At 66.0% G+C, this 15,954-nt stretch carries 8 protein-coding genes; 2 read left to right on the top strand and 6 right to left on the bottom strand.

What is annotated here, in order from left to right; translation table 11 throughout:
• Positions 1-12: 12 nt before the first annotated feature.
• From mgtA to FA89_RS06170, 3 genes are all read right to left on the bottom strand, one after another.
• Entirely contained in the window at positions 13-2,637 is a 2,625-nt protein-coding gene (gene mgtA / locus FA89_RS06175) for a magnesium-translocating P-type ATPase (RefSeq protein WP_036139234.1), read from the bottom strand.
• A gap of 159 nt (positions 2,638-2,796) precedes the next feature.
• Positions 2,797-2,970 (bottom strand): hypothetical protein, encoded by a 174-nt coding sequence (locus tag FA89_RS20100; RefSeq protein ID WP_185754253.1) that lies wholly within the window; start codon positions 2,968-2,970, stop codon positions 2,797-2,799.
• Positions 2,971-3,227: 257 nt separating this feature from the next.
• Complete coding sequence (locus tag FA89_RS06170) at positions 3,228-4,136, bottom strand: LysR substrate-binding domain-containing protein (RefSeq protein WP_036139231.1); 909 nt, start codon at positions 4,134-4,136, stop codon at positions 3,228-3,230.
• A 268-nt stretch (positions 4,137-4,404) separates the two neighbouring features.
• On the opposite strand from FA89_RS06170, the gene FA89_RS06160 reads away from it, so the two are divergent.
• On the top strand, positions 4,405-5,352 hold the full coding sequence (locus FA89_RS06160) for an aldo/keto reductase (protein WP_036139227.1): 948 nt from the start codon (positions 4,405-4,407) through the stop codon (positions 5,350-5,352).
• 185 nt (positions 5,353-5,537) lie between these two features.
• Positions 5,538-6,743, top strand: coding sequence for an SGNH/GDSL hydrolase family protein (locus FA89_RS06155; RefSeq protein WP_051938574.1), 1,206 nt, complete (start codon positions 5,538-5,540; stop codon positions 6,741-6,743).
• 148 nt (positions 6,744-6,891) lie between these two features.
• Here the strand turns inward: FA89_RS06155 and FA89_RS06150 are convergent, their stop codons facing one another.
• The 3 genes from FA89_RS06150 to FA89_RS06140 form a co-directional block, all read right to left on the bottom strand.
• Positions 6,892-9,129, bottom strand: coding sequence for an NADP-dependent isocitrate dehydrogenase (locus FA89_RS06150; protein WP_036139224.1), 2,238 nt, complete (start codon positions 9,127-9,129; stop codon positions 6,892-6,894).
• A 248-nt stretch (positions 9,130-9,377) separates the two neighbouring features.
• Positions 9,378-12,503, bottom strand: a complete 3,126-nt coding sequence (locus FA89_RS06145; protein WP_036139221.1) for an efflux RND transporter permease subunit — start codon at positions 12,501-12,503, stop codon at positions 9,378-9,380.
• A gap of 133 nt (positions 12,504-12,636) precedes the next feature.
• A complete protein-coding gene (locus FA89_RS06140) occupies positions 12,637-15,885 on the bottom strand; it encodes an efflux RND transporter permease subunit (protein WP_036139220.1) in 3,249 nt (1,082 codons plus the stop codon).
• Positions 15,886-15,954: the final 69 nt, after the last annotated feature.

Raw genomic sequence — 15,954 nt, 5'->3', positions numbered from 1 at the left:
CGGCCATGCCAACTACAGCCAGTGGCCGTAGCGGCGGATGTAGATCGTCTTCACCACCTGGGTCAACACGCAGTAGCACGCCAGCGTCAGCGCCAGCCAGGCGAAGTAGATGCCGGGCAGCGGCTGCATGCCGATGCGCGAACCGATGGCCGAGTACGGCACCAGCATGCCCACCACCATGATCAGGCCCGTCAGCGCCAGCACCGGCGCCGAGGCCACGCTCTGCAGGAACGGGATGCGCCGCGTGCGGATCATGTGCACCACCAGCGTCTGCGACAGCAGGCCCTCGATGAACCAGCCCGACTGGAACAGCGACTGGTGCGCCACGTCATTCGCGCCGAAGTAGTGCCACATCAGCCAGAACGTGGTGATGTCGAACACGGAACTGACCGGGCCGATACAGACCATGAAGCGCCCGATGTCGCCGGCGTCCCACTTGCGCGGCTGGCGCAGGTATTCCTCGTCCATGCGATCGAACGGGATGGACAACTGCGACAGGTCGTACAGCAGGTTCTGCACCAGGATCTGCAACGGCAGCATGGGCAGGAACGGCAGAAACGCACTGGCCACCAGCACGCTGAACACGTTGCCGAAGTTGGAGCTGGCGGTCATCTTGATGTACTTCATGATGTTGCCGAAGGTGACGCGCCCTTCGAGCACGCCCTCTTCCAGCACCATCAGGTTCTTCTCGAGCAGGATGATGTCGGCCGACTCCTTGGCGATATCCGTGGCCGTGTCCACCGAGATACCCACGTCGGCATCGCGCAGCGCCGGCGCATCGTTGATGCCGTCGCCGAGGAAGCCCACGGTGTGACCGCGCCGCTGCAATGCCTTGACCACGCGGGCCTTCTGCACCGGCGACATCTTCGCGAACACCGTGGTGCGCTCGACCATCGCGTCGAGCGTGGCATCGTCCATCTGCTCGATGTCGCGACCGAGCACGGATTCCTGCACGTCCAGGCCGACCTCGGTGCAGATCTTGCGCGTGACCGCCTCGTTGTCACCGGTGATGACCTTCACCGCGACGCCGTGGTGGTTGAGCGCGCGGATGGCGGTGGCGGCGGAATCCTTCGGCGGATCGAGGAAGGCCAGGCAGCCCACGGCGGTCAGGCCGGTTTCATCGGCCACGCCGTACGCGCGATCCCCCGTCGGGTCGCGACGCATCGCCACGATCAGCACGCGCAGGCCGTCCTCGTTGAGGCGGCCGGTCATCGCACGGATTTCGGCGCGCTTCTCCGGCGTGAGGGGCTCCACCACGTCGCCGATGCGCGCCTCGGTGCAGATCGTCAGCATCTCTTCCACGGCGCCCTTGCAGACCAGCAGCTGCTCGCCCTGGCCGTCCGCCACCACCACCGACATACGGCGACGCTGGAAGTCGAAGGGAATCTCGTCGACGACGTGGAAGCGCCGCGCAACCGCCTCCATGTCGCGATGGGCCAGCACGGCCTTGTCCATCAGGTTGCGCAGGCCGGTCTGGAAACGGCTGTTGAGATAGCCGTATTCCAGGGCGTCGTCGGAATCGTCGCCGTTGAGGTCCACATGGCGCTCGAGCACGATCTTGTCGAGCGTCAGCGTGCCGGTCTTGTCCGTGCACAGCACGTCCATGGCGCCGAAGTTCTGGATCGCGTTCAACCGCTTCACCACCACCTTGCGCTTCGACATGGCGATGGCGCCCTTGCCGAGGTTGGCGGTGACGATCAGTGGGAGCATCTCCGGCGTGAGGCCCACGGCCACCGACAGGCCGAACATGAAGGCGCCCAGCCAGTCGTGCTTGTCGAAGCCGTTGATCAGGAACACCACCGGCACCATCACCGCCATGAAGCGGATCAGCAGCCAGCTCACCGAGGAGATGCCTCGATCGAAGCTGGTCTGCACGCGTTCCCCCGAGAGCGTATGCGCCAGCGAGCCGAGGTAAGTGCGTGCGCCGGTGGTCATCACCACGGCCGTCGCGGTGCCCGACACCACGTTGGTGCCCATGTAGCAGATGGTAGGCAGGTCGAGCGGGCCGTTGGCGTCGCCGAGGGTCAGCGTGCCGTTGGGCGCCATTTTCTCCACCGGGAGGGATTCGCCGGTGAGGATCGCCTGGCTGATGAACAGGTCCTTGGTGGCGAGCAGGCGCAGGTCCGCGGGCACCATGTCGCCGGCGCCCAGGTGCACGATGTCACCGACCACCAGCTCTTCCACCGGCACCTCGATGCGCTCGGCGTGTCCGTCCTCGGCACGGCGGGTCACCGTGGACGTATTGCGGACCATCGCCTTGAGACGACCGGCCGCCTGCGACGAACGGAACTCCTGGGTGAACGAAAGCAGCACGCTGATGCCGACCATCACGCCGATGATGATCGGCCCGGTGAAGTCGTCGTCGGTGAACAGCTGCACCACCGCCAGCACCAGCAGCACGATGATGAACGGGTTGCGGAAGGCATGCAGCAGTTGCACGGACCAGTGCGGCGGCTTCTCGTGCCCCACCTCGTTGATGCCGTCGCGATCGAGCCGCTCCGCGATGGCCTCCTCGTCCAGGCCGTCCGCCCGTGTATCGAGGGCGTGCAGCAGTTCGTCGGCCGGACGGAACGCATCCGCGGCCACCTGCTGGAAGGTCTTGGCGGCAACGGCCGCCTGGGAGGTCTGTTTCTTCATGGCTCGCTGCCTTTCCGGACGTGACGTCCGGTAGGGCGCGGGCGGCCCTCAGCTGTCAGCTGAAAGCGTGCGCGCCGGCGCGGAGCCGACGTTCGGTGTTCCGGGTGGACGTAACGGACGGCGGATGCCGCGCCGTAGTGTCTATGTCGCTGTTCATCGTTACGGGAGTTTGACGCCGGCCGGTTTCCCCTGGCTTTCCTGCGCATCCAGCGGACGGGGAACGGTGATGGTGCGCTTGGCGGGAACGGTGGAAACGGCGCGGCGACGGGCGATGGCGAACGCCAGACGGCGGCCGAACATGCGGGGACCGGTCTTTTCGAGCTGCAGATTCATGGCTCAATCCTCGGGTAGCGGAAGCGCACGGCTTCCGGGCCGGGAGAGCCGGACTTTCCCTAGCGGAGGAAAGCGCCGGCCGACCGGGAACGGTCGCCGTAGGCGTTGATGTTTGCCAGCGCCGGGACCCGATGCGTGCGGGAGCCGGCGCGTCGACTAGGGTAGACGTCCATATGCCTGGGTAAGCTAAGAAGGGTGCCAGCCGGACCGGAAGCGGTTCGGTAGCGCGCGGATTGTCGCGCCGCAGCGAGGATCGGTCAAGGGGAAAGCGACGATCCGTCGGCAATGCCGGCTTCGTATTCGCGAGCCTCGCCCAGCAGCCATTCGCGGACGCGACCCACGCCGGCGTGGGTCTCCGAGCGCTTGGGGTAAACCAAGTAATACGCCTCGGCCACCCGCAGGCGTTCCTGGCACAACACGGTAAGCGCTCCGCACTCGATCAGGGAGCGCGCCATGACCAGTCGCCCAAGGGCCACGCCCATGCCTTCGAGCACGGCGCGTTGCAGGTGCTCGGTGTTGTCGAAGCGGGCCACGTAGCGTGAGGGCAAGGGCATGCCGAAGGCCTCGGCCCAGTCGTTCCAGCGGCCGGAAGGATCGCCCAGCAGGGGCCAGCCGGCCAGCGAGGTGTCGGGCAGGCCGCCCATCTTGCGTACCAGCGAGGGACTGGCGATGGGCACGATGTATTCGCCGAACAACCGGTCGGCCTTCGTGCGCGGCCACGACCCGAGGCCGTAGCGGAAGGCGACATCGATGGTCGGCTCGCGATCGAAGTCGACCAGCGAGGCGGACGACGAGAGGCTGAGTTCCAGTTCCGGGTGGGCACCGACCAGCCTGGGCAGTCGCGGCACCAGCCAGCTGGACGCCACCGAGGGAAGGACGCTCAGCGTGACGGTGTCGTGGTGCCGGCAGGCATAGCGGTTCAGGGCGTGCTCGATGCCCTCGAAATGGTGCCCGATCGCATCGAGCAGGTGGGTACCTTCCGCCGTGAGTGTCACGCCACGCGGCCCCCGATCGAACAACGAACGGCCCAGGCGCTCCTCCAGGTTGCGCACCTGGTGGCTGAGCGCGCTCACGGTCAGGTTGAGCTGTTCCGCAGCGCGGGAGAGCTTGCCCGTGCGGGCGACCAGGACAAACCCCTGAAGCTGACCGAGCGGCAGGCGGGACATGTGAATTAACCTCAAGGCGGGCTTGCAAACATATCGCTTTTTAAGCCTTGGCGGAACATACACCCTTTAGCTCACCGACAGTCGCAAGGCTTTGCGACACGCGTTCACAGGAGCACCGCCATGGCATCGATCCTCACCGGCCTCGCCTTCATGCACGGCCATATCGTCGACCGTGAGCTCGTCCTGCGCCTGGGCCGCCTGCCGACCCACACGCCGTCTGGACCTGGCATCGGCCATCCTGCGTGTCTCGCCCTCATCGGAGACACGCATGATGCTTCGTCAACTGGGACGCTCGTCCCTGCAGGTTGCGCCGCTGGCGTTCGGCGGTAACGTTTTCGGCTGGAGCGCGGACGCATCCCGCTCGTTCGCCCTGCTGGATGCCTTCGTCGACCACGGCCTTAACCTCATCGACACGGCCGACGTCTATTCGCGCTGGGTGGAAGGTAACGAGGGCGGCGAGTCCGAGGCCATCATCGGGCGCTGGCTGAAACAGTCCGGCAAACGCGACCGGGTGCTGATCGCCACCAAGGTGGCCAAGTGGGAACGTTACCCGGGTCTGTCGCCGACGAACATCAAGGAGGCCGTGGAGGATTCCCTTCGCCGCCTGCAGACCGACCATATCGATCTCTACCAGGCCCACGAGGACGATCCCAAGGTGCCGCTGGAAGAGACCCTGCGCGCGTTCGACGACCTGGTGCAGGCGGGCAAGGTGCGCGTCATCGGCGCGTCCAATTTCGAGGCCACACGGCTGGACGACGCACTGAAGACCAGCCGGTCCGCCGGCCTCGCGCGTTACGAATCCCTGCAGCCGGAATACAACCTGATGGATCGCGCGGGCTTCGAGAAGGAACTGCAGCCGCTGTGCGTGAGGGAAGACGTGGGCGTGATCAGTTACTACTCGCTGGCCAGCGGCTTCCTCAGCGGCAAGTACCGCAGCGAAGCCGACCTGGCCAAGAGCAAGGCGCGCGGCGGCAAGGTCAAGACGTATCTCACCGACCGCGGCGACCGTGTGCTGGCGGCGCTCGACCAGACGGCGGAGGCACACGGCGCCACGCCGGCCCAGGTGGCCCTGGCGTGGGTGATGGCCCAACCGGCCATCGCCGCGGCCATCGCCAGCGCCACCACGGTGGAACAGTTGAGCGAGCTGGCCAAGGCGGCGACCCTACAGCTGACGACGGACGACCTGAGCCGACTGGATAGCGCCAGCGGCGAGTGACCCACGCCGCGGCTGGCGTCGGTCGCAAGCGTCGTGGGCGCCATGCCTAAGGCGAAGACACATCGTGCAGGACTTACCCTGCACGATGTGTCGGCTCACTCCGGCAGTCGTGTGGGCGCTGGGCAGGAAATATGTGAGGTGTCGGGCAGCCAGCCCGACGTCCTTTCCCCTCACAGGAGTTACCCATGTCCACGACCGGACGCCCGCTCATCCTCGTCTCGCTCGCGGCGCTTGCCGCCACGCTGACCCTGTCCGCACAGGCCGCGCCCTTCGGCGAGAGCACGACCGGACTGCGCTGCCACTACCGCCTGGCTTCCGATCCCCACGGCGCCGCGACCGCCTTCACCAGGGCGGATGTGCCGCTGCGTGGTTACTGGCGCAGCTCCAGTGTCCTGCCCTCGCGAAGCCTGTTCTTTACCGACATAAGCCCGGCCAAGGCCCGACAAGCCTGCGAGTCCAAGATCGCCACGATCAAGGGCGCCCTCGGGCTGGTCGCGGTAGGCGCCGCCGATAGCGATCGCAGCTACAACTACGAGATCTGGTACAACGGCGATCTGGCGCCTGGCAAGCCGATCGAGCGCATCGTGTCGTTCGGCGACAGCCTGAGCGACACGGGCAACATGCACAACGCTTCGCAATGGCAACTGCCGGGCTCGTCGTGGTTCCTGGGCCGTTTCAGCAATGGCCCGACCTGGATCGAGCACCTCGCTTCGCGTACCGGACTGACCCTCAACAACTGGGCGATTGGCGGCGCGCAGACGCGCGACGCGCACCTGGGCCTGATCCATGGCATGGACAAGCAGATCGATGGCTTTTTGAGCTACATGAAACACGCCAAGGGTTACGACCCGTCGCGCACGTTGTTCACCTTCCTGGCCAGCGCCAACGATTTCGTCAACGACACCAAGACGGCGCCGCAGATCGTCGCCCAGCAGGAGGCGTCACTCCGGAAACTCATCGCCAAGGGCGCACGCAAGATCCTCATCGTGAACCTGCCGGACGTCTCGGTGGCCCCCGTGTTCAAGTACCGCGCGGCCGATGTACACACCGTGGTCGGCAAGGTCGAACACTATAACCACCAGGTCAGGCTCATTGCCGAGCGCCTTTCGGCCACGACCGGTGCCGAGATCCGCGTGGTCGACGCACGGGCGGCGTTCGACGAGGTCATCCGCCGGCCGAAGCGCTTCGGCTTCGTCAACACCACCGACTCCTGCCTGCAGATCGACAGCCCCAGTTCGCTGAACTACATGAGAAAGCAGAAGCTGCGTGCCGGCTGCGATCCGTCCGCCTACGTGTTCTGGGACACTCTGCATCCAACCACACGCACGCATGCGTTGATGGCCGGTTGGGCGATCGAGGCGACGCCGGCATCCTGGGGTCTGCGGCGTTGAACGAACCAGATATTCCCGGCAATACCGTCGGGAATCTCACGGTGGGTACGGAACGACACGCCCTACGAAGGGGGGCTTGAGCTAACGGGAAGGGGCCGCGCATGCGGCGCCTTCCTCGTCCACCGTCCGCCTGCCCGTGGCCAGGGGTTCAGCGCGACGCGTTCAGCACGTCCAGCGCCGCATTGAACGTCGGGCTCGGACGCATGGCCGCACTGACCCGCGCCATGTCGGGATGGTAATAGCCACCGATCTCGACGGGCTTGCCCTGCGCGCCGTTCAGCTCGGCGACGATCGTCGCCTCATTGTCCGCCAGCGTCTTCGCCACCACGGCGAATTTCGCCCTCAGATCGGCATCGTCCTGTTGCGCGGCAAGTGCTTCGGCCCAGTACATCGCCAGGTAGAAATGGCTGCCGCGGTTGTCGATCTCGCCGACCTTGCGCGCCGGCGACTTGTTGCTGTCCAGGAAACGGCCGGTAGCCTGGTCCAGCGTTTTCGCCAGCACGCGGGCATGCGCGTTGTCGTAGCGTTCGCCCAGGTGCTCGAGCGATGCGGCCAGCGCGAGGAACTCGCCCAGCGAATCCCAGCGCAGGTAGCCCTCTTCGACGAACTGCTGCACGTGCTTGGGGGCGGAGCCACCGGCACCGGTCTCGAACAGTCCGCCACCGGCCATCAGCGGCACGATGGAGAGCATCTTCGCCGACGTGCCCAGTTCCATGATGGGAAAGAGATCGGTGAGGTAGTCGCGCAGCACGTTGCCGGTGACCGAGATGGTGTCCTTGCCCTGGCGGATGCGCTCCAGCGACAGCCGCGTCGCGGCGACCGGGTCGAGCACACGGATATCCAGGCCGGCGGTGTCGTGGTCCTCGATGTAGCGCTCCACCTTGGCGATCACCTGGGCATCGTGCGCACGCTGGCGATCGAGCCAGAACACCGCCGGGGTATCCGACAGGCGCGCACGCTGCACCGCAAGCTTCACCCAGTCCTGGATCGGCGCATCCTTGGTCTGGCACATGCGCCAGATATCGCCCTGCTCCACCGTGTGTTCGAACACCACGGCACCGTCGTCGGCGACGACACGTACCGTGCCGTCCGCCGGGATCTGGAAGGTCTTGTCGTGCGAGCCGTATTCCTCGGCCTTCTGCGCCATCAGGCCGACGTTCGGCACGCTACCCATGGTGGCCGGATCGAACGCGCCGTGGGCGACGCAATCCTCGATGACAGCCTGGTACACACCGGCGTACGAGCGATCGGGGATGACTGCCTTGGCGTCCTGCAGCTTGCCTTCGGCGTTCCACATGCCACCGGAGTCGCGGATCATCGCCGGCATCGACGCATCGACGATCACGTCGCTGGGCACGTGCAGGTTGGTGATGCCCTTGTCGGAGTTGACCATGGCCAGCGCGGGACGCTGCGCGTATTCGGCGGTAAGGTCGGCCTCGACGGCAGCACGCGTGGCGGCGTCGAGCTTGCCCAGGCGCGCGTAAAGGTCGCCGATGCCGTTGTTGGCGTCGAAACCGATCCGCTTCAGGGCGTCCGCATGCCGGGTGAGCGTGTCCTTGTAGAACTCGCGTACCGCAATGCCGAACATGATCGGGTCGGAGACCTTCATCATGGTGGCCTTGAGGTGCAGCGAGAACAGCACGCCCTGCGCCTTCGCATCGGTCAGCTGGGCGTCGATGAACGTGGCCAGCGCCTTGCGGCTCATGACGGCGGCGTCGACGATCTCGCCGGCCTTCACCGCCACCTTGTCCTTCAGCACGGTCGTGCCACCATCCTTGCCGGTGAACTCGATGCGCAGGCTGCCTGCCGCGGCCATCGTTGCCGAGGCTTCGCTGCCGTAGAAGTCGCCGCCATCCATGTGCGACACGTGCGACTTCGATGCCGCCGACCACTTGCCCATGCGGTGCGGATGCTTGCGTGCGTAGTTCTTCACCGAAAGCGGGGCGCGGCGATCGGAGTTGCCCTCGCGCAGCACCGGATTCACCGCACTGCCCATGGCCTTGGCGTAGCACGCGTTGCTTTCCTTGTCGGCGTCGCTGGCAGGCGCATCCACGTAGTCGGGGATGGCGTAGCCCTGCGCCTGCAACTCGCCGATGGCGGCCTTCATCTGCGGCACGGAGGCGCTGATGTTGGGCAGCTTGATGATGTTGGCTTCCGGCCGGGTGGCCAGCTCGCCCAGTTCGGCCAGGTGGTCGCCGATCTTCTGGGACGCGGTGAGGCGATCCGGGAACTGCGCCAGGATGCGCCCGGCCAGCGAGATGTCGCGGGTCTCCACGGCGACGCCCGCCGTGCCGGCGAAGGCCTCGATGATAGGCAGGAAGGAGGCGGTGGCCAGGAACGGCGCTTCGTCGGTGAGCGTATAGATGATCTTGGGCGTGCTGGACATGATTCGGCGAGCCTTATGCTTGAGTGGGCCAGGTCATGGGGCTGGCCGGCGCAGGCCGCAAGGGGCGCACCGGCGGGCAGAAAACCCGCCCATTGTCGCCCGATTGCCCCCCGAGGGGTAGGAGCGCACGATGTGCGCGAAAAACCGACAGGGCGGCGATGCGGTACCCCCCATCGCGGCAAGCCCGATCGCGCACATCGTGCGCTCCTACACAGCGTCGTTTGCAGTTTGCGCCGTGATGGTCACCGTTACGCGGGTTTGTTCAGGCGGAGTGCGCGTTTTTCGGCACGACGGGCCTTGCGCGTCTTCCAGCGTTCGGACAGGCAGGCGAAGATCACATAGAGCGCCGGCGTGGACAGCAGGGTGAGGCTCTGCGAGATCAGCAGGCCGCCGATCATCGCGATACCCAGGGGGCGGCGCAGCTCGGAACCCTCGCCGAGGCCGATCGCCAGTGGCAGCGCCGCCAGGATGGCCACCATGGTGGTCATCATGATCGGCCGGAAGCGCACCAGGCAGGCCTCTCGGATCGCTTCCTTCGAGGTGAGGTGATGCTCGCGCTCGGCCACCAGCGCGAAGTCGATCATCATGATCGCGTTCTTCTTGACGATACCGATAAGCAGCACCAGCGCGATCATCGCCACTACCGACAACTCGGTATCGGTGATGACCAGCGCCGCCAGCGCGCCCACGCCGGCGGCCGGCAGGGTCGAGATGATGGTCACGGGATGGATCAGGCTCTCGTACAGCATGCCCATCAGCAGGTAGACCACGACGATGGCGGCAAGGATCAATAGCGGCATGTCGCTCTGCGACTGCTGGAAGCGACGGAAGTCGCTGCCCGCATCCAGGCGGATGTCACCGGGCATGCGCATGCCGTCGATGGTCTTCTGGATGATGACCATGGCCTCGCCCATGCTCACGTTGGGAGCGAGGTTGAAGCTGACGCCCATGCTCGTGTACTGGTCTTCGTGCACGATCTGGCTGGGCGCCAGGCCAGGCTCCTGGCGTGCCACCGCGGACATGGGCACCATGGCGCCGCTGTCGGAGCGCACGTAGATCTGGTTGAGCGATTCCGGCGTGGCAGCCATCTGCGGCAGCGCGTTGACGATGACGCGGTACTGGTTGATGTCCGAATAGATGGTGGACACCGCACGCTGACCGAAGGCGTTATACAAGGCGCCGTCGATGTTGCCGATGGACACGCCCAGACGTGCGGCCGTATCACGGTCGATCACCATGTTCTGGCGCAGGCCCTGCGCGTCGATATCGCTGCCGACATCGGTCAGCATCTTGTTCTTCTTCAGCGCGTCCACGAGCTTCGGCAGCCACGTCTGCAGTTCGACGATGTCGTTGCCCTTGAGCGACACCGAATACTGGCCACCCTGCGACGAGCCGCCGCCACCGCCCGTGGGCAGGTCCTGGATGGGACGCAGGCGCAGGTTGAGGTCGGGGTACTTGTTGGCCGCCGCCGAAAGGCGATCCAGCACGTCGAACGTGGTGCCCTTGCGCCCTTCCGCCACCGTCTTCAGTTCGATGTTGAACTGCCCGGTGGAGCCGGTGCGGCTGGTGCCCAGGCGCGAGCCGACAGCCTTCACCGCCGGATCGGCCAGCAGCATGTCGGTGAGCCGGGTCTGGCGCGCCTGCATCTCGTCGAACGACACCGTGGAACTGGACGTGGCGCGCGCGCCGATCAGGCCGGTGTCCTGCGGGGGGAAGAAACCCGCCTTGATCATGCCGAACAGCACGATGGTGATGCCGACCAGCACCAGCGGCGTGAGCGCCATCAACAGGGCATGGCGCAGGGTCCAGTCGAGCGCGCGGCGATAGACGCCGACCATGCGCTCGTGCATGCGCTCGAGCGCGCGACCGAACTTCGATTCCGGTTCGTCGTTGGCGTGCGCGGTGAGGAAATGCGCGCACAACGACGGGGTGAGGGTCAGCGAGATCACCGCCGAGACCAGGATGGCCGCCACGAGGGTGACCGTGAACTCCTTGAAGAACATGCCGATGACGCCCGGTGCAAGCAGCAGCGGGATGAACACCGCCACCAGCGAACCGGTGATCGAGACGATGGTGAAACCGATCTCGCGCGCGCCCAGCAAGGCCGCCTCGAACCGAGGGATACCCTCGTCCATGTGGCGGATCACATTTTCGATCACCACGATCGCGTCATCCACCACGAAGCCGATGGCTATCACCAGCGCCAGCAGCGTCAGGTTGTTCAGGGTGTAACCGAAGGCGTACATGACCGTGAACGCACCGGCCAGCGACAGCGGCACCGTCAGGCCGGCGATCACCGTGGGCGCAAGGCGGCGCAGGAATAGCGCCATCGTCATGATCACCATCGCCAGGCTGATCAGCAGTGTGGCCTGCACCTCGTGCAGCGACGCGCGGATGGTCGGCGTGCCGTCGAAGAACGAATGCAGCTGCACACCGGCCGGCAGCCAGGTCTGCATGGTGGGAATCTGCGCCTTGATCCGGTCCACCGTGTCGATGACGTTGGCATCCGACTTGCGGAACACGTACATCAGGATGCCGGGCTTGCCGTTGAACCAGGCAGCCTGGAAGGCGTCCTGCTGGCCGTCGTACACCTTGGCCACATCGGACAGGCGGATCGGCACGCTGTTGTTCACGCCGATGATCAATTTGGCGAATTCGTCGGCGGTATGCAGCGAATCCGTGGCCGTCACCGCCATGGTCGTCTTGCCGTCGGAGAGGAACCCCTGCGGCGAGGTGACGTTGGCGGCGGTGAGCGCATTACGCAACTGATCCGGAGACAGGCCCATCGCGTTCAGCGCGCGCAGGTTGACGTCGACGCGGATGGCCGGCGTCGCGCTGCCGGCGATGTCCACCGATGCAATGCCCTCCTGCTGGCGCAGCCGCTGCGCGAGGATGGAGTCGGCCACGTTGTACAGCGCCGTGGGCGCCACCGTGTCGGAGGTGAGCGCCAGCACGATCACCGGATCGTCGTTCGGGTTGGCCTTCTCGTAGGACGGGGCGTTGAGCAGGCCACTAGGCAGATCGGGCTGCGCCGCGTTGATCGCCGACTGCACGTCGCGCGCCGCCGCGTCGATATTGGTGCCGTTCTGGAAGAACAGCAGGACGAAGGCGCTGCCCTCCGAGCTGTTCGAGCGCATGGACTCGACGCCGGGCACCTGGCCCAGGTGGCGCTCCAGCGGGGCCGCTACCGTGGAGGCCATGGTGCTGGCGTCCGCGCCGGATTGCTGCGCCTGCACGAAGATGGCCGGGAACTGGATGGCCGGCAACGCCGCCACGCCGAGCAGCGAGTAGCAAATGACGCCGATCACGAAGATGCCGATGGCCAGCAGCGACGTGCCGATCGGACGGCGGATGAACGGACCGGAGATATTCATGTCGGGAAACGCTGCATCGTGCTCGGATCGGCGCGGAATGATTCCGTCCTAACGCACCATCCGGAAAAAGGTTTCGCCGGACGGGGTGCCGTCCGGCGAAAAGGGGTGGTTCCAGGCATGCCTGCGGCTGGCGTCATCGCCCGGTGGGCCGGGGCAGTGCCGCCTCGTGGGCCAGGGCGCGCTGCCGTTTGCGTTCCGCCAGCCAGTCGGAGAACCGCTCCATGTAGAGGTAGATCACCGGCGTGGTGTACAGCGTGACCAGCTGAGACAGCAGCAGGCCGCCCACGATGGAGACGCCCAGCGGCTTGCGCAGCTCCGAACCGATACCGTTGCCCAGCGCGAGCGGCAACGCACCCAGCAAGGCCGCGGCGGTGGTCATCATGATCGGGCGGAAGCGCAGCAGGCATGCGCGGCGGATGGCGTCGTGCGCATTCAGGCCGGTGCGCTTCGCCTCGATGGCGAAGTCGATCATCATGATCGCGTTCTTCTTCACGATGCCGATCAGCAGCACGATGCCCACGATGCCGTCGACCGACAGGGTCATGCCGCACAGGAGCAGCGCAAGCAGGGCGCCCACGCCCGCAGGCGGCAGGGTGGAAATGATCGTCAGCGGATGGATGTAGCTCTCGTAGAGCACGCCCAGCACGATGTAGATCACGATGATGGATGCCAGCAGCAGGAGCACTTCGTCGCCGACCGAGGAGGAGAATTCCGCCGCCTTGCCGATGAACTGGCCGCGCACCTGCGGCGGGAAGTTGAGTTGCTTCTCCACTTCGTGGATCGCTTCCACGGCCGAGGACAGCGACTCGCCCGGCGCGAGGTTGAACGACACGGTGACCGCCGGCAGCTGCTGCAGGTGGGTGACCACCAGCGGCGCCGTGGTGACGACGGCGCTGGCCAGCGCGGCGATGGGAATGTTGCCGCCGCCACCGACCTGGAAGCCGACATTGCCGCTGTTGCCGATGCCGGAGGGCGTGGCCGAGTTGCTCGACGCCAGTTGGCCGAAGCTGGTGGCGTTGGAGCCGGTCAACGCACCGTTGCCGTTGCCGCGCACCGTCAGCTTGTTGAGCAGGTCGGCACTGTTGCGGAACTCCGGCGCCACTTCCAGCACCACGCGGTACTGGTTTAGCTGGGTGAAGATGGTGGAGATCTGCCGCTGCCCGTAGGCGTCGTAGAGGGTGTCGTCGATGGTCTGCACCGGCACGCCGAGACGGCTGGCGCTGTCGCGGTCGATGGTCAGCTTCAGCGCGGTGCCCTGGTCGGCCAGGTTGTTGTCCACATCGGCCAGTTCCTTGCGCTTACGCAAGGCGGACGTCATCTGCTGCGCATAGCCGGCCAGCTCGGTCGAGTTCACGTCGGACAGCGAGTACTGGTATTCGGTGGCGGACACCTGGGTATCCAGCGTCACGTCCTGCACCGGCTTGAGGTACAGCGCCACGCCGGCGATGTTGGCGACGGCCTTCTGCAGCCGCGGCAGCACGGTGTCGAGGTCGTCGCGATCGCCGCGATCCTTCAGCACCAGCGACAGCTGGCCCTGGTTGAGCGTGGGGTTGATCGAGCCGGCGCCGATGAAGGCGGCGACACCGGCCACCGCCGGGTCCTTCGCCAACGCGTCGGCGACGGCCTTGGTGCGGTCTTCCATCTGCGGGAAGGCCACGTTCTGGTCGGCCTGCACCACCGCCGTGATCATGCCGGTGTCCTGCTCGGGCAACAGGCCCTTCGGGATCACGATGTAGAGCACGACCGTGAGCGCCACGGTGAGCGCCGCGACGATCATCGTCAGCGGGCGATGGTCGAGTACCCAGTCCAGGCTGCGACCGTAGCCGTCGACCAGCCGCGACCAGGCCGTGTGCTTGCCGGACGCCGTGGCGTGCTCGTGGGCATCCTCCGCTTCCGGCAGCTGGTCGGCCTTGAGCAGGTACGCGCACATCATCGGCGTGAGCGTCAGCGAGATCAGCATCGAGATGATGACGGCGATGGTCAGCACCCAGGCGAACTCGTGGAACAGGCGTCCGGTGACGCCCGGCATCAGCAGCAGCGGCAGGAACACGGCCACCAGTGAGACGGTCAGCGACAGCACCGTGAAGCCGATTTCCTTCGCGCCCACCTCGGCCGCGGTCTTGGCGTCCTGACCCTGCTCGATGTAGCGGACGATGTTCTCGATCATCACGATGGCATCGTCGACCACGAAGCCGGTGGCCACCGCCAGCGCCATCAGCGAGAGGTTGTCCAGCGACATGCCGGCGAACGCCATGACGCCGAACGTGCCCATCAGCGACAATGGCACCGCGACCGACGGGATCACCGTGGCCCACAGGCGGCGCAGGAAGACGAAGATCACCGCCACCACCAGGCAGATGGTGAGGATCAGCGTGAACTGGACGTCCTCCACCGACGCCCGGATGGTGATGGTGCGGTCGGAGAAGATTTTCAGGTGCACATCCGCCGGCAGCACCTTCTGCAGGTCGGGAATGGTCTGCCGGATCTGCTGTACCGTCTGCACGATGTTCGCGCCGGGCTGGCGACGGATATCCAGCAGCACCGCCGGCTTGCCGTTGGCCCAGGCGGCCAGCTGGTCGTTTTCCACGCCGTCGATCACATTGGCCACGTCGGACAGGCGCACGGGGGCGCCGTTCTTGTAGCTGATGATCGTGCCCTTGTACTCGGCCGCATCGGACAGCTGGTCGTTGGTGCCGATGCTGTAGGACTGGGTCTTGCCGTTGAGCGTGCCCTTGGGCGCGTTGACGTTGGCCTGCGTGAGCGAGCTGCGCACGTCTTCCATGGTCAGGCCGAGGTTGGCCAGCTGCGCGGGATTGACCTGGATGCGCACGGCGGGACGCACGTTGCCGGCGATCGAGACCAGGCCCACACCCTGCACCTGCGCCAGCTTCTGGGCGATGATCGAATCGGCGTAGTTGTTCACGTCACGCAGCGGCAGGCTGTCGGAGGTGAGCATCAGGGTCATGATCGGCGCGTCGGCCGGGTTCACGCGGTTGTAGACGGGCGGATAAGGCAGGTTGTTCGGCAGCGTGCCGCGCGCCTGGTTGATCGCCGCCTGCACGTCCTGCGCGGCGATGTCGATGTCGCGATCCATGTTGAACTGCAGGACGATCGTGGACAGGCCCGCCGAGGAATCCGAACTCATCGAGCCCAGGCCGGAGATCTGGCCGAAGTTTCGCTCCAGGGGCGTGGTGACCAGGGCCGCCATGGTGGATGCGCTGGCACCGGGATACTGCGTGGTGACGACCAGGCTCGGGGCATCGATTTCCGGCAGCGCCGACACCGGCAACTGGCGGTAGCCGAGGATGCCGAGCAACAGCACCGCCACCATCAGCAGCGAGGTAGCGATCGGTCGGCGAATGAAGAGTGTCGAAAAACCCACGGGTAAGTCCTGGTGTCGGGACCTTGCGGTCCGGTGGCGGCGCGCCCGTCATGGGCGCGCCACGCCTTG

The sequence above is a fragment of the Luteibacter sp. 9135 genome, from assembly GCF_000745005.1.
Classification (GTDB): domain Bacteria; phylum Pseudomonadota; class Gammaproteobacteria; order Xanthomonadales; family Rhodanobacteraceae; genus Luteibacter.
Note: the sequence above shows the minus strand (reverse complement) of the source record. Positions and strands in the feature narration are given on the sequence as shown.

Excerpts from the sequence above, each read along its gene's own strand:
- FA89_RS06160 (WP_036139227.1), top strand. The coding sequence starts at position 4,405 with ATGATGCTTCGTCAACTGGGACGCTCGTCCCTGCAGGTTGCGCCGCTG.
- FA89_RS06150 (WP_036139224.1), bottom strand. The coding sequence starts at position 9,129 with ATGTCCAGCACGCCCAAGATCATCTATACGCTCACCGACGAAGCGCCG.
- FA89_RS06170 (WP_036139231.1), bottom strand. The coding sequence starts at position 4,136 with ATGTCCCGCCTGCCGCTCGGTCAGCTTCAGGGGTTTGTCCTGGTCGCC.
- mgtA (WP_036139234.1), bottom strand. The coding sequence starts at position 2,637 with ATGAAGAAACAGACCTCCCAGGCGGCCGTTGCCGCCAAGACCTTCCAG.
- FA89_RS06145 (WP_036139221.1), bottom strand. The coding sequence starts at position 12,503 with ATGAATATCTCCGGTCCGTTCATCCGCCGTCCGATCGGCACGTCGCTG.
- FA89_RS06155 (WP_051938574.1), top strand. The coding sequence starts at position 5,538 with ATGTCCACGACCGGACGCCCGCTCATCCTCGTCTCGCTCGCGGCGCTT.
- FA89_RS20100 (WP_185754253.1), bottom strand. The coding sequence starts at position 2,970 with ATGAATCTGCAGCTCGAAAAGACCGGTCCCCGCATGTTCGGCCGCCGT.